The following is a 21,507-nucleotide window of genomic DNA, read 5'->3' on the forward strand; positions in this document are numbered from 1 at the left end:
ATTTGCCGACGCCCCCGCAAACCCCGCGGGGGCGTCGGCAAATCACGTGCCTCGACACCGGCGGCGTTTTGCGGGGGACGTCGAGTGCACCGCCGTAGGGGTTTGGGTGGGCTGTTGCGTGGCGGGCGAGGATCTTGTGGGCGGTTGTTCAGTTCGCGGCGGTCGCGCCGACCCGGGGCGCCGCGTCGGTGGCCAGGCCGAATCCCGCGCCCCGGCGGCCCATCAACCGGCGGGCGGCGGTGAGCAGCGGCGCCGGAACCCCGTGGACGATGTGCCCGTCGCCGGGCCGCACCCCGTCGCCGTCCCAGCTCTGGTACGCCGACCACGGCCCCTCGAACGTGCAGATCCGCACTCCCAGATCGCGGTAGAGCGGATGGGTCGGCACGCCGGGGTTGAGCACCACCCGGTGCAGCCCGCGCCGGGCGGCCAGCCGGACGGTCAGCGCGACCGGCCCGACCCCGCCCGATCCGGCGGGCGCCCGGTCCAGGAACAGCCCCTCCACCCCGTCGGCACGCCAGGCGTCCACGTCGGCGAGCACGTCGGCCAGGGAGCGGCTGCCCCAGTCCAGGTCGATCCGGCCCAGGGACTGGTGCAGGGTGCGCCGGTCGCCGGGTTGTTCCCGGACGATCCAGGTCTCGGAGTCGAGTTCCAGTTCGGGCGACGGGTGGGCGTACGGGGGAAATAGGGTTTTCACGGCGTCCTCCGAAGGTCGGCGGCGGTCAGGGCGACGATGAGCAGGCCGGCGAGGTGCGTCGCGGCGAGTACCGCGACGGCGGCGGGCAGCAGCCCGGCCGGCGGGGCGGACAGGGCCAGCACCGCGGCCGCGAGCGGCGGGATGGTGGCCAGGACGGCGGCGATCCCGTGCCGGGACCGGGCCGCCAGCAGGAAGGTGACCGCGAACACCCCGCCGAGCAGTGTTCCGGCGGCGAGTGCCAGCACCGCGTCACGGGCGCCGGGCACTCCGGAGAACCCGTACGGCAGCCGGAACGCGGCCAGCAGCAGCCCACATCCGGCGGCCAGCGGCGGCACCAGCCCGGCCAGGGTGATCGCGGTGACGTTGCGTACGTGCCGGTCGAACTCCTCGGGAGTCTCGGCCGAGTCCAGTCCCGCGTCGAGGCGGGCGGTGTGCCAGCCGATCAGCGCTTCCAGCAGGGGAACGGCCACCAGCAGAGGCAGCGCCGCGGGCACCGGCATGACCGCCGGACCGCCCCGCCAGAGCAGCGCCACACTGGTCGCCTGCGCTGCCCCGATCACCAGGTAGGCGACGCAGCGCCGCCGTTCGGCCGCCCCGAGCCGGGACATCCGTGCGGTCCCGCCGGCGGCCCGGAAGGCGTGCCCGCCGAGCACCGCGGGCTGGAAGGCACGGACCGTGACGGCCACGATCGCCGCCGGAAGCAGGGTCTCCACCGGCACGAGAGCGGCCTGGGCGACTCCCGCGGATCCGGCCATGGTCGCGGCGGCGAGCAGCCAGCAGGGCATGAACCAGCCCGCGACCACCCCTTCGGCCCGGGTCACGAGCGCCGTGGTAACGCTCCCGAGGGTCAGCAGCCCACCCAGCCCGACGGTGGCGGCGAGTGCCCGGTCCGGCCCGAGCAGCGCGTCCGGGGCGATCCACACGAGCGCGAACCAGAGCCCGATCACCCCGGCGAACCCCGCTCCGACGATCCGCGCCGCGGCGCCCGGCCCACCCCGGCGGGCGACGCTCACGCCCACGCAGGTGAGCCCCTGTGCCGCGGTCCACCCGAGCAGAAGCATCACCGCCGGCACCGGCCACGCCACCCGCCCCAGCGACTCGGCCCCGGCGACGGCCGCGCTGAGCGGACCGAGATAGAGACCACACCGGATGACCGCGGCGCTCAGATATCCGCTACGAGCGCGCCGGCCGTGCGTCCCTCGCCCTGATCGCCGCCGTCCCTCTTTCCGGTGCTCCTCCACACCCCTTCCCCGGTACGCCTCCCGAGCGCCCGCCTCGTCGCTAGAGGCGGCGGACCGGCCACCGGATCCGGCGTCGGCTTCCCCGGCACTGTGCGTGCTCCCGCCCTCTGCCCGGACCGCGAGTCCGGCGTCGGCTTCTCCGGGCGCTCGGGTGGCTCCGGTCCAGGCTTTCGATCCGGTGCCGGTTTCTCCGGGGGTGTGTGTCGTACCGGTACCGGCCCAGATCTCGGGCGCGGCGTCGTCCACCGGGGGCCACGTCCAGGACCCGGTCGGGTGGTCGCCGGCTCGGATCGCCGGATCCCATCCGCTCGTGGTCCCGTTCCCGGCCGTCGGAGCCCACGTCTTCACCGCGTCGCCCCGGCCCCAGTGGCCCTCGCCCTCAGCGGAGTCCGGCTCATCCCAGGCCTCGCCCGGCGGCACGGCTCCGATCCCGTCCGCGGTCCCGGCCGGGAAACCGTCCCAGCCGGTGTCCGGACCGGAGGGAACGGCCGTCGGCGCCGGGCCGGAGGGCGCGGCTGTCGGTGCCGGACCGGACCAGAAGGCCCGTCCGTCCACGATCCCCGAGCCCTCCATCGGGTCGGTGATGCTCGCGGCGGGAAGTCCGTTGCCGGCCGCCGCCCACGGGTCCCAGGCCGGCGCCGGGCTCTCCGGGTCCGGGAGCGAGGCCCCGCCCGCCGCGAATGATCCGTCCGCGTGCGGCCCACCGATGCGGCGCCCCTCACCGGCGTGCGCGGCTCCGCCCGCGGCGCCGTCGAGGAACGAGCCCGCGGTGGGATCGGGATGACCGGAGCCGTCACCGTGAGGCGCCGCCGTGCCGGTCTCGGCCGGGTGGGGCGCGGGCGCTTCCGGCTCGGCGGCCGCGTGCCGGCCGGCCCGACGGCGCGGGGGTGACAGTTCCGGCTGGCCGGCGGCGTGGCGGGGATCGGTGGCGGCGTTCTGGCGGCGGCGGTTGCGGCTCCGTACGGAGCGCGTCGTCGTCCCGCCGGTGCCGCGCGGGGGAGTGATCGTCATACCTTCTCCCGAGTTAGCCAGCGCACGGTCGCCGGCGTGGTGATCCGGGGCGCGGGAACGGTGAGCGCCAGTTCGAAGGCCGGCGCCGGCGGTGGCGCGGCCAGGTCGGTGTAGAGGGCGCCGTACACCCGCACCACCCGGTCGACGGTGAAGTGGGTGAGGGCACGCTGGCGGGCCGCGTCGCCGAGGGCCCGGCGGCGACCGGGTGACCGGAGCAGCCCGACGATGGCGATGGCCAGTTCGGACGGGTCGCCGGGCGGCACCAGCAGGCCGGTGTCGCCGAGTGTCTCGCCGGCCGGGCCGACGTCGACGCCGACCACCGCACGGCCGGACATCATGGCTTCGACCAGCCGGTACGGCGGATCGGCCGGCCCCGGAACGTGCGCCACGACCTGCCCGACGGTGTACCGGTCCCGCGGGTCGGCGGGCAGCGGGTGCAGCCGTACCGCCCGTCCGAGCCCGGTCCCTTCGATCTGTTCGGCGCAGTGTTCCTCGTGGGCGGCGGTGACCCCGACCAGGTGCAGTACGGCCCCGGGTACGGCCGCCGCCACCTCGGTGAAGGCTTCCAGCACGCAGGCCAGTCCGCTGTCCGGCCCGCCGCTGCCGGCCCACACCACGGTCGGTGTCTCGGCGGGTTCGACGGCCCCGGGATACTCCCGCGGGTCCACCCCGGCGGGCACCTGGACGAGCCGGGTCGGCTGCGCGCCGTGTTCCAGGGCCCAGCCGTGGTGGTAGGTGGAGAGCGGTGCGATCAGCTCCGCCTCGGCGTACCCGGTGCGGGCCACCGACGTGCGGAACCGCCGCAGCACGGTGCGCACCCCGGCGGAGAGCCGGTCCTCGGCGGGTCGGTGCCGGGGCACCGCGGCGCGTGCCTCGGTGAGCAGCAGCGGGATCCCGGTGCTCCAGCGTCCGGCCAGCGCGGTGAGCAGCGGTGTGGTTCCGCCCACGCAGTGCACCAGTTCCACCGGGGGCAGCGGTACGGCGAGCGCGCGCAGGGCGTGCCGCAGCAGGGTGGCGGCGGTTCGCGCGTCGCGCACGCTGAGCCGGGGCAGCGGCGGGCGCCCGTCGGACGCGTCGGCCTGCCGTTGCCGCCACGCCTCGAGCAGCGCCTCGGTCAGGGGCAGCGACGACAGCGCGCCCGCGTGGACGGTGTCCTCGGTGGGAGGGCACAGCGCGGCGATGCGTCGCAGACCGTCGCCGAACAGGGCGTTGACCGGTGACGTGTCGCCGAGCAGGCCCCGGCAGAGCAGAGCGGCGGCTTCGGTGGCGCCGTCCGGTGCGGCACCGCGCCGCCGGTCGGCACGAGCCTGGTCCCGGCCGAGCGCGATGGCACGGGCCGAGCCGACGTTGAACGGTAGCGGGTACACGGGCGCGGACGGTTGTTCACGGTCCGTGACGGTCAGCAACTCGAAGCGGAACCGGCGCAACCCTTCGACGAGGGTCCGGCACCATCCGCCGAGGGCGTCCCGCCGGTACGGGTACCCGCCGCCGGTGAGCAGACAGATGCGCTCGCGCGACGGGGTCGGATTCACGCTGGAGGCAACGACACAACCTGCCGAACTCACCGGAGCATGTCGGCTAGGCGACACAATTACGTACCTTTTATACCGGTTTGTCGGCCGTCTTTGCCCGTTTTTGCCCGAAAGGCCATGACGTGCGTGCCTACTACTCGCGTTCGTGCCCGCACCGTCCGTCGATCTACGTGGCGCCACGCCCTCCCACCGCCGCCTCCCCCGCCCCGCGCCATCGCCGCGAGCCGGGCCCACGCCGCTCGCGCCGAGTTGCCAGATCTTGCATAAATCGCCCCCGCCTGATGAGATCGACATGCCCACGGAGGAGGCATAACGCCTGATCAAATGCCGTGGTGGCGTGATTCACTTGACTCCGGCACGCCACCGGCATCCCCTCGGCTTGACGGAGAGTGGGTATCGGCGGACTATGGAGTTGTCGCCAGTCGCGCCCACTCATGCCCCGGATCATTCGTGGCTTGAGTCTCCGCACCACCTAGAGCCTCGCTGATTCTTGGCGGGATTCTGTGCTCTCGCGTGCCCGGGAGCATGTGGTGCGTTCAGTTCGCACAGAGTTGGTTACTGCGTACTGAGTCAGCACGCTGGGCGCCACGTTGGCCGGCTATTCCGGCAACGCATCACAAATCGAGACGCAGCGCGTCACAAGGAGTCACGATGGCGAAGGCCCTCTTTGGCCACGTAGGTGCGGCGCCCGACCGGCGCCTCCTCGACGAGGTCACCCGACTGCGTTCCAGGGTGCAGGCCCTGGAGTTCGAGGTCACCCGCCTCCGGGCGGAGAATGATCGTCTCGCCGCGGCGGCGGTGGAGGCAGAGGATTTCGCGCGGCTGACCGAGCCCGCACTGACCTGAGCTCCGTCCTGATGCCGGTGGGTACTCGGGGTAGCCGGCCGGCGTCATCATCCCCTCGCACACCAGACGCACCGAAGAAAAAGCGCGCCTCCACTCCCGTGGCGGCGCGCAGCTTTTTGACCACGTGATTCCGCTGCGGGATAGCACCGGCGGGTAGCCTGCCTCCCAGCAGACGTACCCGGCCGACCTTTCTCGGAGATCCGTGCACCTCAAGAGCCTGACGGTCAAGGGCTTCAAGTCCTTCGCCTCCGCCACCACGTTGCGGCTGGAGCCGGGCATCACCTGTGTGGTGGGTCCGAACGGCTCCGGCAAATCCAACGTCGTCGACGCCATCGCCTGGGTTCTCGGCGAGCAGGGCGCCAAGGCGCTGCGCGGCGGCAAGATGGAGGACGTCATCTTCGCCGGCACGGCCGGCCGGGCGCCGCTGGGCCGCGCCGAGGTGACCCTCACGATCGACAACAACGACGGCGCTCTGCCGATCGAGTACACCGAGGTGTCGATCACCCGGCGGATGTTCCGGGACGGCGCGAGCGAGTACGAGATCAACGGCAACTCCTGCCGGCTGCTCGACATCCAGGAACTGCTCAGTGACTCCGGCATCGGCCGGGAGATGCACATCATCGTCGGGCAGGGCCGGCTCGACGCCATGCTGCACGCCAAGCCCGAGGACCGCCGTGCCTTCATCGAGGAGGCGGCAGGCGTACTGAAGCATCGCAAGCGCAAGGAAAAGGCGATCCGCAAGCTGGACGCCATGGGGGTCAACCTGAACCGCCTGGGTGACCTGACCACCGAGCTGAGGCGGCAGCTGAAGCCGCTCGGCAAACAGGCCGAGGTGGCCAGGCGGGCCGCCGGCATCCAGTCCGATCTGCGTGACGCCCGGCTCCGGCTGCTCGCCGACGATCTGCACACGCTGCGCACCACCCTGGACAAGGAGATCGCCGACGAGTCGGCGATGCGGGAGCGGCGCGGGCAGGTCGAGGAGGAGAACCAGGAGGTTCAGCGCCGGCTCGCCGACCTGGAGCTGGCGCACGCCGAGGACGCGCCGCTGCTGGCCGCGGCGCAGGACACCTGGTACAAGCTGTCCACCCTGCAGGAGCGGTTCCGGTCCACCGAGCAGCTGGCCACCGAGCGGTTGCGGCACCTGGCGGCCACCCCCGACGACGAGCGTCCCGGCCGTGACCCGGAGATGCTGGAGGCCGAGGCCGAGCGGGTCCGCGAACAGGAGGAGGAACTCCGCGAGGCGCTCACCGAGGACCAGATGCGGCTCGCCGAGGCGGTCGAGTACCGGCAGGACCTGGAACGCCAGCTTGCCGCCGCCGAGGGCGAGCTGCGATCCGCCGCCAAGGCGATCGCCGACCGGCGCGAGGGCCTGGCCAAGCTGACCGGCAACGTGAACGCGGCCCGTGCCCGCACCAGCAGCGCCGCCGAGGAGATCGAGCGGCTCGCCGCCGCCCACGACGACGCCCTGATGCGGGCCGAGGCGGCGCAGGCCGAGGTCGACCTGGTCGCCGCCGAGTCGTCCGAGGCCGACCGGGACAACGCCGACCTGGACGCGCGGCACGACGAGGCGGTGGCCGCGCACGACCGGGCCGCGGCCGTGGTCCGCGAGCTGAACGACGCCGAACGGGCCGCCGAGAAGGACGCGGCCGGCTGGAAGGCGCGTGAGGAAGCCCTGGCGATGGGTCTCAAGCGCAAGGACGGCGCCGGGGCGCTGCTGGCCCGGGCCGGTCAGGTGCCGGGGCTGCTGGGCAGCCTCGCCTCGATGCTGACGGTCCGGCCGGGTCACGAGGTGGCGCTCGCCGCCGCGCTGGGCGGGCTGGCCGACTCCGTCGCCCTGACCGGTGTGGACGAGGCGATCGAGGCCATGCGCACCCTCAAGATCGCCGACGCGGGCCGGGCCGACCTGATCGTCGCCGGATCCGCCGGGCCGGGCATGCGGGGTTCGCTCGCGAGCCTGCGGCCGGAGCTGCCGGAGGGCGCCGTCTGGGCGCCCGAGGTGATCGACTGCCCGGAGCGGATCCGGGCCGCGATCAACCGGGCGCTGCGCGACGTGGTGCTGGTCGCGGACCTGGCGGCCGCGGCGAGCCTGATCGCGGCGAACCCCGAGCTGCGTGCGGTGACACCGGAGGGCGACGTGCTGGGCGCCTACGCCGCGGCCGGCGGCTCGGCGAAGGCCACCAGCTACATCGAGGTGCAGGCGGCCGTCGACGAGGCCAAGACGAAGCGGGCCGCCGCCGAGCAGAGCATCGCCGAGCTCAAGGAGCGGCTGGGCGCGGCCCGGGCCGAGGTGGCCGAGCTCAAGCAGGCGGTCAACGTCGCCGCCCAGGCCAAGCGGGCCGCCGAGGGCGAGCGCAACGCGGCCGCCCGCCGGCTCGCCGAGCTGGGCGCCGCCGCACGGTCCGCCAAGGCGGAGACCGACCGGCTCGGGGCGTCGCTGCAGAAGGCGCAGGCCGCCCGGGAGACCGATCTGATGCGGGTGGCCGAGCTGGAGGAGCGGCTGCGGCTGGCCGAGGACACCCCGCTCGACGAGGAGCCGTCCACGGAGGAACGCGACCGCCTCGCCGCACTGGTGCCGCAGTCACGGCAGAACGAGATGGAGGTGCGGCTCTCCGTCCGTACCGCTGAGGAACGGGTCTCCTCGATCGCGGGCCGCGCCGACTCGCTGATGCGCCAGGCCAACGCGGAACGGCAGGCCCGGGAACGGGCCGCCGCGAGGCGGGCCGCGCGCGCGAGAGGCGCCGAGATCGCCCGCGCGGTCGCACACGGCGCGGCGGCCGCGCTGGAGCGCGTCGCGGTCTCCCTGGCCGCGGCGGCCGAGCACCGCGATCAGCTCGCGAGCGCGCGGACCAGCCGGGAGGCGGAGCTCCAGGAGGTACGCGCGACGGCCAAGCGCCTGGTCGCCGAACTGGAGCGGCTGACCAGCGAGGTGCACCGGGACGAGATGGCCCGGGCCGAGCAGCGGATGCGCATCGACCAGCTGGAGGCCAAGGCCGCCGAGGACTTCTCGCTCGACGTGGAGACGCTGATCAGCGAGTACGGCCCGGATCAGCTGGTGCCGCCGACCCAGGCCGACGTGGCGCAGGCGGAGAAGGACGGCAAACCGGCGCCCGGGCCGGTGCCGTTCCACCGGCCCACCCAGGAGAAGCGGGCCAACAAGGCGGAGCGGGACCTCACCCTGCTGGGCAAGGTCAACCCGCTGGCGCTGGAGGAGTTCGCCGCCCTGGAGGAGCGGTACAAATTCCTCTCCGACCAGCTGGAGGACCTCAAGGCCACCCGGCGGGATCTGCTCACCGTGGTCAAGGACGTGGACGACCGGATCCTGGAGGTGTTCACGTCGGCGTTCGAGGACACCGCCCGTGAGTTCCAGGCGGTGTTCCAGGTGCTCTTCCCGGGTGGCGAGGGCCGGCTGATCCTCACCGACCCGGAGGACATGCTCACCACCGGCGTGGAGGTGGAGGCCCGCCCGCCGGGCAAGAAGATCAAGCGGCTGTCGCTGCTGTCCGGTGGCGAGCGCTCGCTGACCGCGGTGGCCATGCTCTGTGCCATCTTCCGGGCCCGGCCGTCGCCCTTCTACATCATGGACGAGGTGGAGGCGGCCCTCGACGACGTCAACCTGGGCCGGTTGATTACCCTCTTCCAGCAGCTTCGCGAGAAGAGCCAGCTGCTCATCATCACGCACCAGAAACGGACGATGGAGGTCGCGGACGCCCTGTACGGCGTCACGATGCGGGCCGGCGTCACCCAGGTGATCAGCCAGCGCCTCGCACGCGACCCGGACGAATGAGGGAAACGCATGCGCGACCGTGCCCGGGCACTGTTGATCGACCTGGACGGCGTGCTGCGCCGCTGGGATCCGGCTCCGATGATCGCGATCGAGATCGAGTACGGGCTCAAGCCGGCCGCGCTGCTGGAGACCTCGATGTCGTGGGACATCTACCGGCCCGCGATGGCCGGCGAGATCACCGACGCCGAGTGGATGAAGCTCGTCGCCGACCGGCTGCCCCTTCCCGAGGCCGAGTCCACGGCGGCGGTCGCCGCGTGGCAGGCGTACCGGGGTGAGGTGGATCCGGAGGCGCTCGCCTTCGTCCGGGAGGTGCGCGCCGCGGGCCGGAAGGTGGGCCTCGCCACCAACGCCACCGACCGGCTCCGCGGCGACCTGGACGCGCTCGGCCTCACCGGCGAGGTGGATCTGGTCGTCAGCTCCTGGGAGACGAAGATCCACAAGCCGGCCCCGGAGTACTTTGAGCAGGCCTGCCAGGCGATCGGCGAGCTGCCGAAGCACGTCCTCTTCGTGGACGACGACGACCGGGTGATCCGGGGGGCGCGCTCGGCCGGGCTGTCCGGCTACCGCTGGGCCGGGCCCGAGCACGTCCCCTATCTGCGCAAGGTCCTCGACCTGCCGGAATGAGGTAGGTCAGGGTCGGTAGCGGGCGGCCGCCACCTCGATCAGTTCACCGTCCTTGGTGGTGCCCTCGATGCGGGCGATCGCGGTCGCGCCCTCCAGGTGGAGGGTGCCGACCGCGTTGCCGAAGTACGGGCCGGCCAGCCGCTTCCAGCGCAGCGCCGGCTTGTGTACCGAGACGGTCCGGGCCAGCCCGCGGACGACCTGCGCCACCGCCCGGGACCAGGCGATCCGCATCAGCGGTCGCATCGGCAGCGGCACCTCGTTGTGGATCGGCGAGCAGGTGAGCTGGTACACCGGCGTGGTCATGGCGTGACCGAAGTCGGCACGTGCCACGTACGAGTGATGAACGTCACCGGAAAGAACGCTGATCGAGGCGGGCGCCGCATACACCCCGCCGGCGCCGACACGGTGGCCCTCGGCGGCCGGATCGCCCTCGCCGAGCCGCCGGAACAACTCGCCCAGCGCCGCGAACGACTTGCCGAACGCGGCCCAGTGCTCCAGGTCGAAGGCCCGCCGGACCTTCTCGCCGAACGCCGCCACCCGGGGCCGGTGCGACTCGGCCACCCGCTCGTTCCACGCCTCCAGGTAGTGGATGGCGGGCGGCATCAGCCACGGCAACGACGAGCCGATCACCAGGTGGTCGTAGTCGCCGTGGGCGCGGTCCAGGAACCAGTTCCACTCGGTGGCCGGCAGCATGGACCGGGCGCCCGGGGTGAGCACCCGGTTGCAGCGGTTGTCCAGCACCACGAGCCGGGTCCGGCCCAGGTCGAGGGCGAAACTCCATTGGTACGGCACGTCGGTGTTCTCCGCCGAGGACGGCTCGTCCACCTGGTGGCCGAACTCGCGCATCAGGCCGGTGGCGTCCTCGGCGGCGATGACCTTCTGGAACAGCGGATCGGCGGCCAGCTCGTCCGGGCTCAGGTTGCCCAGGTGCTGGTAGATCCAGTAGGAGGCGAGACCACCGGCGATCCGCTCCCGCCACCACGGCTCCCGCGCCATGTCGGCACGCCAGGAGGCCGAGGTGTTCCAGTCGTCGATCAACTCGTGATCGTCGAAGACCATCACACTCGGCACGGTGCTGAACAGCCAGCGCACCTCTGGGTCCCGCCACGACTCCAGATACAGCTTCGTGTACTCCTCGAAGGACACCACCTGGTTCTCCGGGCCCTGGTGACCGTTACGCCGGCGGCGCCGCAGGAAACGCCGCACCTTGGCCGAGGTCTCGTCGGCGTAGACCTGGTCGCCGAGCAGGACCAGCAGATCCGGGCGCTCCACCGGGCCGGTCATCAGGCGGCGGGCGTAGGCGTCCAGCGCGTCCGGGGGCAGCCGTCGGCGGCTCGCCTGCGGGGTGGCCTCCCGGCACGAGCCGAAGACCAGGCACACCGGCTGCTCACGGTCGTCGGCGGCCCGGGTCCGGATCACCGGCGCCGGGTACTCCGACTCCGCCTCCGGCCAGACCTGCCGGTCGTCGAGGAACAACCGGTACGGGTTCGCCGAGTCCGGGGCCAGGCCGTCCACCACCACGACGGCGTAGTGGTGCCCGTACGCCGAAAAGGTGTGCGCCGCGCCGGCGCCCGCGCCGTCGACCTCGACCCGCGCCTCGGCCGGCTCGCTGGTCTCCAGCCACAGGGTGGCGCGGTCGCCGACCACCCGGCGCAGCACCGGGCCGATGAGAAGCTGAGCGGTCAACGGGTGGTTCCGGGGGTGTGACACATGGGGAGATCCTCCGCGCTGTTGAGGGGGCGTCCCATCCTCCGCCAGGACGGCCCGGGATCGCCAGTGCGCGGCCTCTCCCACGGCCGGACGGCTCATCTGTCAGGATTCGGGCATGGAATACGTGGTCGCCGCAGTGATCCTGCTCGTCGTCCTGGTCGTGGGCGCGGTCGGGCTGGTGGTGCCGAAGATGCGCCGCCGCGATCTTCCGCCGCCGCCCACCACGGGCGGGACCACCACCCTGGAGCGCCCGCCGGCCGCGCCCACGGTGCCGCCGGTCGAGGAGGAGATCCCGCCGCTCATCGAGCCGCCCGCGCCGGTCGTGGTGGAGGAGCCGCCGGCCCCGGTCGTCGAGGAACCGGTCCTCGAGAAACCGGAGCCCTCGGTCGGCCGGCTGGTCCGGCTGCGCGCCCGGCTGGCCCGCTCGCAGAGCGCGCTCGGCCGGGGCCTGCTCAGCGTGCTCTCCCGGGACCACCTGGAGGAGGACGACTGGGACGAGATCGAGGAGAGCCTGATCACCGCGGACGTCGGGGTCGAGGCCACCCAGGTGATCGTCGAGCGGCTCAAGGAACGGGTCCGGATCCTCGGCACCCGGACCCTCACCGAGGTGCGGGAGCAACTCGCCGAGGAGCTCGTGTCGGCCCTGGAGCCGGAGATGGACCGCACCCTGAAGACCGTCCCGCACGACGGCCGGCCCGCCGTGGTCCTGGTCGTCGGGGTGAACGGGGCCGGCAAGACCACCACCTGCGGCAAGATCGGCCGGGTGCTGATCGCCGACGGGCGCACCGTGCTGTTCGGTGCGGCCGACACGTTCCGGGCGGCGGCCGCCGACCAGATCCAGACCTGGGGCGAGCGGGTCGGCGCGGAGACCGTCCGTGGCCCGGAAGGGGGAGATCCGGCGAGCGTGGCGTTCGACGCCGTGAAGCGGGGTATCGACACGTCCGTGGACACCGTGCTGATCGACACCGCGGGCCGCCTGCAGAACAAGGTCGGCCTGATGGACGAGCTGGGCAAGGTCAAGCGGGTGGTGGAGAAACACGGCCCGGTCGACGAGACCCTGCTCGTGCTGGACGCCACCACCGGGCAGAACGGTCTCGAGCAGGCCCGGGTCTTCACCGAGGTGGTGGACGTCACGGGAGTGGTGCTCACCAAACTCGACGGCACCGCCAAGGGCGGCATCGTCATCGCCGTGCAGCGGAAACTGGGGATCCCGGTCAAGCTGGTCGGTCTCGGTGAGGGGCCGGACGATCTGGCGCCGTTCGAGCCCGCCGCCTTCGTGGAAGCCCTCCTCGGAGCGGACGCGTAGGCTGCGGGTTGTGCTCCGCCTTCAGTCCGACCTATGAGCGGTGGGCGGGGCGGTTGGATGGGAGACCTGGAGGCCGTGAGTGACGCATGAGCCGGTGCGCGAGATACCGCTGCACGGTGGCAACGTCAGCACGGTCTCCAAAGTCGGGAACACCGTCCGGCGTAACGCGGGGCCGTGGACGCCCGCCGTGCACGCCCTGCTGCACCACCTGGAGCGGGTCGGGTTCACCGGTTCGCCGCGCGCCCTCGGCATGGACGAGAAGGGCCGGGAGGTGCTCTCCTACCTGGACGGCGAGTGCGGGGAGTATCCTCTCGCGCCCCACTGGGTCACCGAGGAGGCGCTGGTCACCGTGGCGACCATGCTGCGGATGTTCCACGACGCGCAGTACGGTTTCGTCCCCCCGCCCGGCGCGGTCTGGCGCTCGTTCGGGCCGCCCCCGCCCGACACCGAGGTGATCTGTCACCACGACGCGGCCCCGCACAACGTGGTCTGGCGGCCGGACGGGACACTCGCGCTGATCGACTTCGACCTGGCCTCGCCCGGCTCACGGCTGTACGACGTGGCCTACGCGGCGTGGACCTGGGTGCCCCTGTTCAGCGACCGGGATTCGTACACGCTCGGGTGGAAGCGGCCCAACCGGCCGCGGCGGCTGCGGTTGTTCGCGGACGCGTACGGGTTGATCCCGCGGGACCGGCACCGGCTGGTGCGGACCATCCGGAAGCGGATCGTCGACCATGTCGAGGGCATCCGGCGGATGGCCGCGGCCGGCGATCCGGCGTTCGTCCGGATCGTGCACAAGGGCCATCTGCGTCGCCCGATGCGGGACTTGCGCCTGTTGGATTACGAGCGCCACATCCTCGAGTACGCGTTGCGCTGAGTCCCCCGAAGCGCTGCGACCCGGGCGAATCCGGCGATATCGTGGCAGCTCAGAGGCCGTGACATTCCTGACTGTGAGTTTTTCTTCACACGTCGGAAACAACGCGTGACGTCCCGGAAACCACGCGTAGACCGTGCTCGAAACAGCCGACCGGAAGGCTTCCGCCGAACCGGCCGACAGGCGACGCTGCCCCAGGTCCGGTGTGAGAGGACACCTATTCCGAGAGGAGGCAGCGTGGAGATCAACACCGGCAATACCGCCTGGTTGCTCCTGTCGTCTGCGCTCGTTTTGCTCATGACACCCGGGCTGGCGCTGTTCTACGGTGGCCTCAACCGGTCCAAGGGTGTCCTGAACATGATGATGATGAGTTTCTCCTGTCTGGGGCTCATCAGCGTCCTGTGGATCCTCTACGGATTCAGCCTGGCCTTCGGCGTCAACGAGAGCTCCGGCCTGAACAACATCATCGGCAACTTCGACTACCTCGGCGCCGACGCCGCCAAGATCACCGAGGAGTGGCTGTTCTTCGGGGCCAACACCGGCATCCCGGCGTACGCCTTCCTGGTCTTCCAGATGATGTTCGCGATCATCACCGTCGCCCTGATCAGCGGCGCGGTCTCGGACCGGATGAAGTTCGGCGGCTGGGTCCTCTTCGCCGTCGGCTGGTTCACCCTGGTCTACATCCCGGTCGCGCACATGGTGTGGGGTGGCGGCTTCATCGGCACCGAGATCCGGGCCCTGGACTTCGCCGGTGGCACCGCGGTCCACATCAACGCCGGCGCCGCGGCTCTCGCGCTGGTCCTGGTCCTCGGCAAGCGCATCGGCTGGCCGAAGGAGAACATGCGGCCGCACAACGTGCCGTTCGTCGCCCTCGGCGCCGGCCTGCTGTGGTTCGGCTGGTTCGGCTTCAACGCCGGCTCCGAGCTGACCGTCGACGGCACCACCGTGATCGCCTTCATCAACACGCAGGTCGCCACCGGCGCCGCGCTCGTCGGCTGGGTCGCCGTCGAGTGGATCCGGGACCGCAAGCCGACCCTGGTCGGCGCCTCCTCCGGCGCGGTCGCCGGTCTGGTCGCCATCACCCCGGCCTGTGGCTTCGTCGAGCCGGTCCCGGCCGTGATCATCGGCCTGATCGCCGGTGCGGTCTGTGCCCTCGCCGTCGGCCTCAAGTACCGCTTTGGCTACGACGACTCGCTCGACGTGGTCGGTGTCCACTTCGTCGGCGGCTGGATCGGCTCCCTCGCGATCGGCTTCTTCGCCACCGACTCCGTCAACGCCGGCATCACCGACAAGGCGATCCTCAACGCCAGCAACGGTCTCTTCTACGACGGCGGCGCCACCCAGCTGCTCCGCCAGTTCGAGGGAAGCGCCCTGGTCACCGCCTACTCCTTCGTGGTGGCGGCGGTCCTGGCACTGATCCTCAAGGCGATCAAGCTCGGCCGCGTCAGCGAGGAGAACGAGGTCGGCGGCATCGACATCACCGCCCACGGCGAGAGCGGTTACGACCTCACCCCGGCAGCCGGGGCCGGCGGCGGTGGCGCGTTCGCCATGGCCGGTATCGGCACCAAGGAGACCGTGGACGCTGACGGGAAGGCCTCCGTCAGCCAGAAGGTCTCCGGCTAAATTCCCCCGATGGCTGCTGCGATGGAAGGACTGAGCATGAAGCTGGTGACCGCGGTCATCAAGCCGTACCAGCTCGACGCGGTGAAGGAGGCTCTGCACGCCCTGGGCGTCGCCGGGCTCACCGTGAGCGAGGTACAGGGTTACGGTCGGCAGAAGGGACACACCGAGGTGTACCGGGGCGCCGAGTACACCGTCGAGTTCCTGCCGAAGATCAAGGTCGAGGTGCTGACCGACGAGATCGACGTCGAGAAGATCGTCGACGCCATCGTCACCGCCTCGCGGACCGGCAAGATCGGCGACGGGAAGGTCTGGGTCACCTCGGTCGACGAGGTGGTCCGGGTCCGCACCGGCGAGCGCGGCCTCGACGCCCTGTAAACCCATGACGAACCCGTTGAGTGAGCCGCCGGCCCCACCGGCACGCCCGGCCGCCGGTGGCTCACTCGACAAGCTGAAGGAACACATCGGCGCCGCCGCCCGCGACGAGCGGGCGACGGCGCTCGACGTCTGGCTCAGCCGGCTCTTCCCCTCCCACCTGCCCGGCGTCAGCCTTCTCGCGGTGGGCGGGCTCGGCCGGCGCGACTGCGCGCCGTACAGCGATCTCGACCTGGTGCTGCTGCACCGCGGCGCGGCCGGCATCGACCGGATCGCCTCCGCCCTGTGGTATCCGATCTGGGACGCCCGCCTCGGGCTGGACCACTCGGTGCGGACCCTCCCCGAGGCTCTCTCCGTCGCCCACGACGACGTGAAGGTGGCACTCGGCCTGCTCGACGCCCGGCACGTGGCCGGCGACGCGGACCTCTCCCACGAGCTGATCACGGCCGCCTCGGACCAGTGGCGGCGGACCGCGGTGCGTCTCGTGCCACAGCTCAAGGAACTCACCACCGCCCGCTGGACCAGCCACGGCGAGCTCGCCTTCCTGCTCGAGGGCGACCTCAAGGAGGCGTCCGGCGGGCTGCGCGACGTCACCCTGCTGCGCGGCGTCGGCCGCGCCGGGATCGCCGACACCATGCGGCCCGCGGTCCGCGCCGCCACCCTGCGCCTGCTCGACACCCGCGACGCCCTGCACCTGGCGGTCGGCCGGCGGGTGGACCGGCTCGTCGCCCAGGAACGCGCGGCCGTCGCCGGGCTGCTCGACATCGAGGACCCGGACACGCTGCTGCGCCGCGTCTCCGGGGACGCCCGGACCATCGCCCACGCCGTCGACGACGCCTGGCGCGCCATCGACCGGCTGCGCGGCAGCCGCCGCCGGGGCGGGCCGTCCAGCCTGCCCGGCCGCCGCCCCGTCGCCCGCGACGTCGTCGAACAGGACGGCGAACTGGTCCTCGCCCGGACCGCCATCGGGCCGGTGCCCGACCCCAGCCTGTCGCTGCGGGTGGCCGCCGCGGCCGCCATCGTGCGACTGCCCATCGCCCGGGCCACCAGCGAGTGGCTCGCCTCGTTCTGCCCGCCGCTGCCGACCCCCTGGCCGCCCGCCGCCCGCGCCGCGCTCGTCTCGCTGCTCGGCTCCGGCCCCGGCCTGCTGCCCACCTGGGAGACCTGCGACCGGTACGGGCTGATCGACGCCTGGCTGCCCGAGTGGGCCCGGATGCGCAGCCTGCCGCAGCACCACCCGATCCACCGGTTCACCCTCGACCGGCATCTGGTGCAGGCCGCGTACGAGGCGACCGCCTACACCCGCGAGGTGGACCGTCCCGACCTGCTGCTGATCGGCGCGTTCCTGCACGACGTCGGCAAGGGCCTGCCCGGTGACCACAGCGTCGTGGGCGCCCCGATCGCCGCCGAGATCGCCACCCGGATCGGCCTGCCGCCCGCCGACGTGGCGTGTGTCGAGCGGATGGTCCGGCTGCACCTGCTGCTGCCCGACGTGGCCACCCGCCGCGACCTGAGCGACCCCAAGACCATCTCGTCGGTGGCCGGAAAGGTCGGCGACCCGGCCACCCTCGACCTGCTGCACGCGCTGGCGCGGGCCGACTCCCGCGCCACCGGGCCGGCCGCCTGGTCGGACTGGAAGGGCCGGCTGATGGCCGAACTGGTCGGCAAGGTGCACACCGCCCTCGACACCGGCGCCCTCCCGGAGCCGCCCGAACCCGACCCGGAACTGCTCGGCGGCACGCTGCCGGTGGTGCGCCTCGACGGCGACCGGGTCGCGGTGGCCGCCGCCGACCGGCGCGGGCTGCTCGCCGGGGTGGCCGCCTGCCTGGCGATGCACCGGCTCGACGTGGTCGGCGCCAACACCGTCACGGTCGACGGCCGGGCCATCGTCGAGTTCTACACCCAACCGCGGTACGGGACGCCGTACGATCCGGTGGCTCTCGCGGCCGACCTGCGCCGAGTCGGCGCCGGCGACGTCTCGGTGACCCAGCGGGTCCGCGCCCGCGCGATGAGCGGGCGCGGCGGCACCGCCTCGCCCCGGGTGGTCTGGCAGCGGGACGTGGCCACCGACGCGGTGGTGCTGGAGCTGCGCGCGGCCGACTCGCCGGGCCTGCTGTACCGGGTGACGCACGCCCTCGACGAAGCCGGTGCGGAGATCCGCGCGGCCCGCATCTCCACCCTGGGCGGCGACGTGGTGGACGCGTTCTACCTGGTCGGCGGCTGGTCGGAGGCGGCCGACCGGGATCGGGTGGAAGCGGCCGTCCTGGCGGCCGTCTGACGACCGTGTGGCTTTCGGGTGCGGAGCGCGCCTGAAGTCGACACGCGGTCCTGGCGTCACCCCGGCTGTCGCGTCCGCGTTGATCCGAACGGATCAACACGGTACGGACGGAGAGTCGATGGCTGAGGCGCAGCCGGTCGCATTGCTGGACGATCACGTTGCCCTGGCCGGCGCCGGGGCGGAGGTGTCACTGCCGAACACGGCGATGCGAACCCGATCGGTGGCGGCCCGCCGGGTCCTGGCCCGCGCGGCCGGCGTCACCCTCGAGGAGGCCCTGGAGGCGGCCCGGGCCGGGGACGCGCGCCGGCTGCGGCGGGGCGCCGACCCGGCCCGGCTCGCCGAGCTGGCGCGGACCATCGCCCTCCAGGAGGAGCTGCCCGGCGACCGGGACGACGCGCTGGCCCTGTACGCCCTGCTGCGGTCCCGGCTGCCGGCCGACCACCAGGCCCTGCACGCCCAGCTGGCCTACGCCTGGCAGGGCCCGGAGAAGGCACGGGAGCTGCTCGGGGCGTACCGGCGGATCCCGGCCCCGGCCCGGGAGACGCTGGAGATCGATCTGGCCAACCCGTACGCTGGCGGAAAGGAGCCGGAGGAAGCCTGGCTGGCCCGGTTCGGCCGGCTGTTCCCGGAGCCGCCGCCGGTGCTGGCCGCCGCCCCGGAGCGGGCCCCGTTCGACCGTCTCGCCGGATCGGCCGGGCAGCCCGCGGAGACCGGCGGTGAGCGTGTCACGGTCGTGGTGACCGCCTACCGGCCCGGGCCGGGCCTGCTCACCGCGGTCCGGTCGGTCGCCGCCCAGTCCTGGCCGGACCTGGAGATCATCGTGGTGGACGACGCGTCGCCGCCGGAGCACGACGCGACGCTGGCCGCCGCCGAGGACCTGGACCCGCGGGTGCGGCTGATCCGCCTGCGGGAGAACGGTGGCACCTACGCGGCCCGCAACGCCGGGCTGGAGGCGGCCCGCGGCGACTTCGTCACCTTCCAGGACTCCGACGACTGGTCCCACCCGCGCCGGATCGAACTCCAGCTGCGGCCGCTGCTCGACGACCCGGCCCTGGTGGCGTCCACGTCGGAGGGCATCAGCGTCACCGACCGGCTGGTGATGACCCGTCCGGGGATCCGGCGCGGCCGGGTCAACGTGTCGTCGCTGCTGTTCCGCCGGGACCCGGTGATTCAGCGGATCGGCTGGTTCGACGAGGTCCGCAAGGCCGCCGACTCGGAGTTCCTGGAACGGATCCAGACCGCCTTCGGCAAGCGGGCCATCCGCCGGGTCGGCCGTACGCTGGCCCTGATCCGGCTCTCCGAGGGCTCCCTGTCACGGGCCGAGATCCGGGCCTACTGGATGCATCCGGCGCGGACCGCGTACATGTCGGCGTACCGGTGCTGGCACGCCTCGGCCCGGCCGCCGCACCGGGAGCGGTCCGGCGCCGACCGCCCGTTCGTGGCGCCGGCGCACCTGAGCGGTGCCGCCGCGACCGGCCGGTACGACGTGGTGGTGGCCGCCGACTGGCGTTTCCTGGCCGGAACCCAGCGGGCCGCGCTGGCCGAGATCGCCGCCCTGCGCCGGGCCGGGCTCTCGGTGGCGATCCTGCACCTGGAGGCGCTGCGGTCGGTGCACCGGCAGCGCCGCGGCCTCAGTCCCGGCGTGCAGCGGCTGATCAACGCCGGCCGGCTGGAGCAGGTGCTGGAGACCGACCCGGTGCGGGCCGGGATGGTGCTGGTCCGGCAGCCGGAGGTGCTCCAGTTCGCGCCGGAGGACGGTTGCCGGGTGCGGCCCGGCCGGGTGCTGGTGGTGGCCGATCGAGCGCCGGCCCGCCGTGACGGCGCCGACCGGCGGTACACCGTGGACGCGGTCACCGTGGCGGCGGCCCGGCTCTTCGGAACCGATCCGCTGTGGTGCCCGGGTGACCCGGGCGTGCGCGAGCTCCTCGCCGGCGCCGAGCTGACCGGTTTCGACCTGCCGTCCGTCGTCGAGCCGCAGGACGTGGCCCGGCCGCTGCCCGACCCACGCGGCCCGGCCGTCGTCGGCACCGACCTGTGCGACGCCGGCGAATGGCCCGGCGACCTGGCCGGGGCGCTGGCCGTGCCGCGCCGGTGCGACGGGGCCGACGTCCGGCTGCGGCTGCCGGAGAGCCCGCTGCGCCCGACCGCCCTGCCCGCGTCCTGGCTGGTCTACGAGGCGGCCGACGTGGAACCGCGGACGTTCGCCGCCCAGCTCGACTTCTACCTGCACTTCCCGCCGGAGCAGGCGGTCGAGCCGATGTCGAGGCCGGCCCTGGAGGCGGCCGCCACCGGCTGTGTGGTGCTCGTCCCGCCGCGTCTCGCGGGCGCGTTCGGTGCCGCGGCGGCGGCCTGCGATCCGGCCGACGTGCCGGCCGTGGTGCGCCGGTTCCGGTCCGATCCGGCCCGCTACACCGCCCAGAGCCTGCGGGCCCGGGCCGCCGTCGAGCGCGACCATCGGCCGGGCCTGCTGGCCGAGCGGCTCGGGACTCTGCTCCCGCACGTGCCGGCCGAGGGCGTAACGAGGTCGCGATCCGCCCCGTTACCCCGGGGGAAATGCACCCAGGAGGAGTTGTCAGCATGAGCACCCTGAGCCGAATCCGCCGCCGGCTGCCGCGTTCGACCGGCCCGCGGGCCGTGGTGCCGGCGTCCGCCGGTGTTTGCAGCGCCGGGGCCGTGGCCGCCGCGCTCACCGGGCACGACGGGATCGCCACCGCCCTGCTCGCCCTGCTCGGCGGCGTCATCGTGGCCGCGCTGCTGATGCTGTACCGGCGCCTCGCCAAGGTGCAGAAGGCCGGGGTCGCCGCCCAGTGGGACCTGCGGACCACGGTCGAGGAGATGCAGCGCCGCCTGGTCGCCGCCGTGGAGCGGGAACGCCTGACCGCCGGTGACCGGCACCTGGAGCTGGCCGAGGCGATCGCCCGGGTCAGGCAGCTCACCGACCGCAAGGCCGGCTCCGCCCAGGTGCTGTCGCTGCCCCGCGAGTTCGAGGCGACCGTGCAGCTGTTCCAGGGCTTCATCCCGCGGGCGCCGATGCCGTCGTCCGGGGACTTCGCGCTCAACCCCACCGACCTGCTGGAACTGCTGCACCTGATCCGGACCCGGCGGCCGCGCCTGGTGCTGGAGCTGGGCAGCGGCACCTCGTCGGTGTGGATCGCCTACGCGCTGGAGAAGTCCGGCGGCAGGCTGGTCTCGCTGGACCACGAGCCGGGGTACGCGTACCGGACCCGGGCGGCGCTGGCCACGCACGGGCTCACCGAGATCGCCGAGGTGCGGGACGCCCCGCTCACCCCGGTCGGCATCGACGGCCGCGACTACTCCTGGTACGACCCGGAGGCGCTGGCCGACCTGCACGACATCGACTTCGTGCTGATCGACGGCCCGCCCGCGGCGACCGGACCGGACGCCCGCTACCCGGCCCTGCACATGATCGAGAAGCGGCTCGCGGACCAGGCCACGATCGTCTTCGACGACGCCGGGCGGCCCGACGAGCAGGCCGCGCTGGCCGACTGGACCCAGCGGTACGACGGGCTGACCCGGGAGGGTGAGCTGCTCGGCCGGCACGCGGTGCTGACGTTCGCGCGGCCGCCGGCGATGGCCACCGTACGCGGCTGA

14 protein-coding genes are annotated in these 21,507 nt (G+C 73.1%); 10 read left to right on the plus strand and 4 right to left on the minus strand.

Annotation, left to right across the window (positions count from 1 at the left end; translation table 11 throughout):
• Positions 1-148: 148 nt before the first annotated feature.
• The 3 genes from AB0I88_RS19390 to AB0I88_RS19400 are packed head-to-tail and all read right to left on the minus strand — an operon-like array spanning position 149 to position 4,478.
• Positions 149-694: a spherulation-specific family 4 protein gene (locus AB0I88_RS19390; protein ID WP_361025895.1), complete on the minus strand. Its 546-nt coding sequence runs from the start codon at positions 692-694 to the stop codon at positions 149-151.
• Positions 691-2,946, minus strand: coding sequence for a hypothetical protein (locus tag AB0I88_RS19395; RefSeq protein WP_361025898.1), 2,256 nt, complete (start codon positions 2,944-2,946; stop codon positions 691-693). The genes AB0I88_RS19390 and AB0I88_RS19395 overlap by 4 nt, the downstream gene beginning before the upstream one ends.
• A complete protein-coding gene (locus AB0I88_RS19400; protein WP_361025901.1) occupies positions 2,943-4,478 on the minus strand; it encodes a DUF3492 domain-containing protein in 1,536 nt (511 codons plus the stop codon). The genes AB0I88_RS19395 and AB0I88_RS19400 overlap by 4 nt, the downstream gene beginning before the upstream one ends.
• Before the next feature lie 651 nt (positions 4,479-5,129).
• On the opposite strand from AB0I88_RS19400, the gene AB0I88_RS19405 reads away from it, so the two are divergent.
• From AB0I88_RS19405 to AB0I88_RS19415, 3 genes are all read left to right on the plus strand, one after another.
• A complete protein-coding gene (locus AB0I88_RS19405; RefSeq protein WP_361025904.1) occupies positions 5,130-5,324 on the plus strand; it encodes a hypothetical protein in 195 nt (64 codons plus the stop codon).
• Between the two features lie 202 nt (positions 5,325-5,526).
• On the plus strand, positions 5,527-9,108 hold the full coding sequence (smc, locus tag AB0I88_RS19410) for a chromosome segregation protein SMC (RefSeq protein WP_361025907.1): 3,582 nt from the start codon (positions 5,527-5,529) through the stop codon (positions 9,106-9,108).
• A gap of 9 nt (positions 9,109-9,117) precedes the next feature.
• Positions 9,118-9,732 (plus strand): HAD-IA family hydrolase, encoded by a 615-nt coding sequence (locus AB0I88_RS19415; RefSeq protein ID WP_361025910.1) that lies wholly within the window; start codon positions 9,118-9,120, stop codon positions 9,730-9,732.
• A gap of 6 nt (positions 9,733-9,738) precedes the next feature.
• Here the strand turns inward: AB0I88_RS19415 and AB0I88_RS19420 are convergent, their stop codons facing one another.
• Positions 9,739-11,418: an alkaline phosphatase D family protein gene (locus tag AB0I88_RS19420; RefSeq protein WP_361026142.1), complete on the minus strand. Its 1,680-nt coding sequence runs from the start codon at positions 11,416-11,418 to the stop codon at positions 9,739-9,741.
• A 139-nt stretch (positions 11,419-11,557) separates the two neighbouring features.
• Between AB0I88_RS19420 and ftsY the strand changes: the two genes are divergently transcribed.
• The 7 genes from ftsY (at position 11,558) to AB0I88_RS19455 (ending at position 21,507) form a co-directional block, all read left to right on the plus strand.
• Positions 11,558-12,748, plus strand: coding sequence for a signal recognition particle-docking protein FtsY (gene ftsY / locus AB0I88_RS19425; protein WP_361025913.1), 1,191 nt, complete (start codon positions 11,558-11,560; stop codon positions 12,746-12,748).
• Positions 12,749-12,827: 79 nt separating this feature from the next.
• Entirely contained in the window at positions 12,828-13,625 is a 798-nt protein-coding gene (locus tag AB0I88_RS19430) for an aminoglycoside phosphotransferase family protein (RefSeq protein ID WP_361025916.1), read from the plus strand.
• Positions 13,626-13,859: 234 nt separating this feature from the next.
• Positions 13,860-15,245, plus strand: a complete 1,386-nt coding sequence (locus tag AB0I88_RS19435; RefSeq protein ID WP_361025919.1) for an ammonium transporter — start codon at positions 13,860-13,862, stop codon at positions 15,243-15,245.
• Positions 15,246-15,281: 36 nt separating this feature from the next.
• A complete protein-coding gene (locus AB0I88_RS19440; protein ID WP_183216535.1) occupies positions 15,282-15,620 on the plus strand; it encodes a P-II family nitrogen regulator in 339 nt (112 codons plus the stop codon).
• A 4-nt stretch (positions 15,621-15,624) separates the two neighbouring features.
• Positions 15,625-17,895: a [protein-PII] uridylyltransferase gene (locus AB0I88_RS19445; protein ID WP_361025922.1), complete on the plus strand. Its 2,271-nt coding sequence runs from the start codon at positions 15,625-15,627 to the stop codon at positions 17,893-17,895.
• A 118-nt stretch (positions 17,896-18,013) separates the two neighbouring features.
• Positions 18,014-20,476, plus strand: a complete 2,463-nt coding sequence (locus tag AB0I88_RS19450; protein ID WP_361025925.1) for a glycosyltransferase family A protein — start codon at positions 18,014-18,016, stop codon at positions 20,474-20,476.
• Positions 20,473-21,507 carry a class I SAM-dependent methyltransferase gene (locus AB0I88_RS19455; protein WP_361025928.1) on the plus strand — a complete coding sequence of 345 codons (1,035 nt, stop codon included), beginning with the start codon at positions 20,473-20,475 and terminating at the stop codon, positions 21,505-21,507. Before AB0I88_RS19450 ends, AB0I88_RS19455 begins: the two co-directional genes overlap by 4 nt.

The sequence above is a fragment of the Actinoplanes sp. NPDC049802 genome (assembly GCF_040656595.1).
Lineage (GTDB): Bacteria > Actinomycetota > Actinomycetes > Mycobacteriales > Micromonosporaceae > Actinoplanes.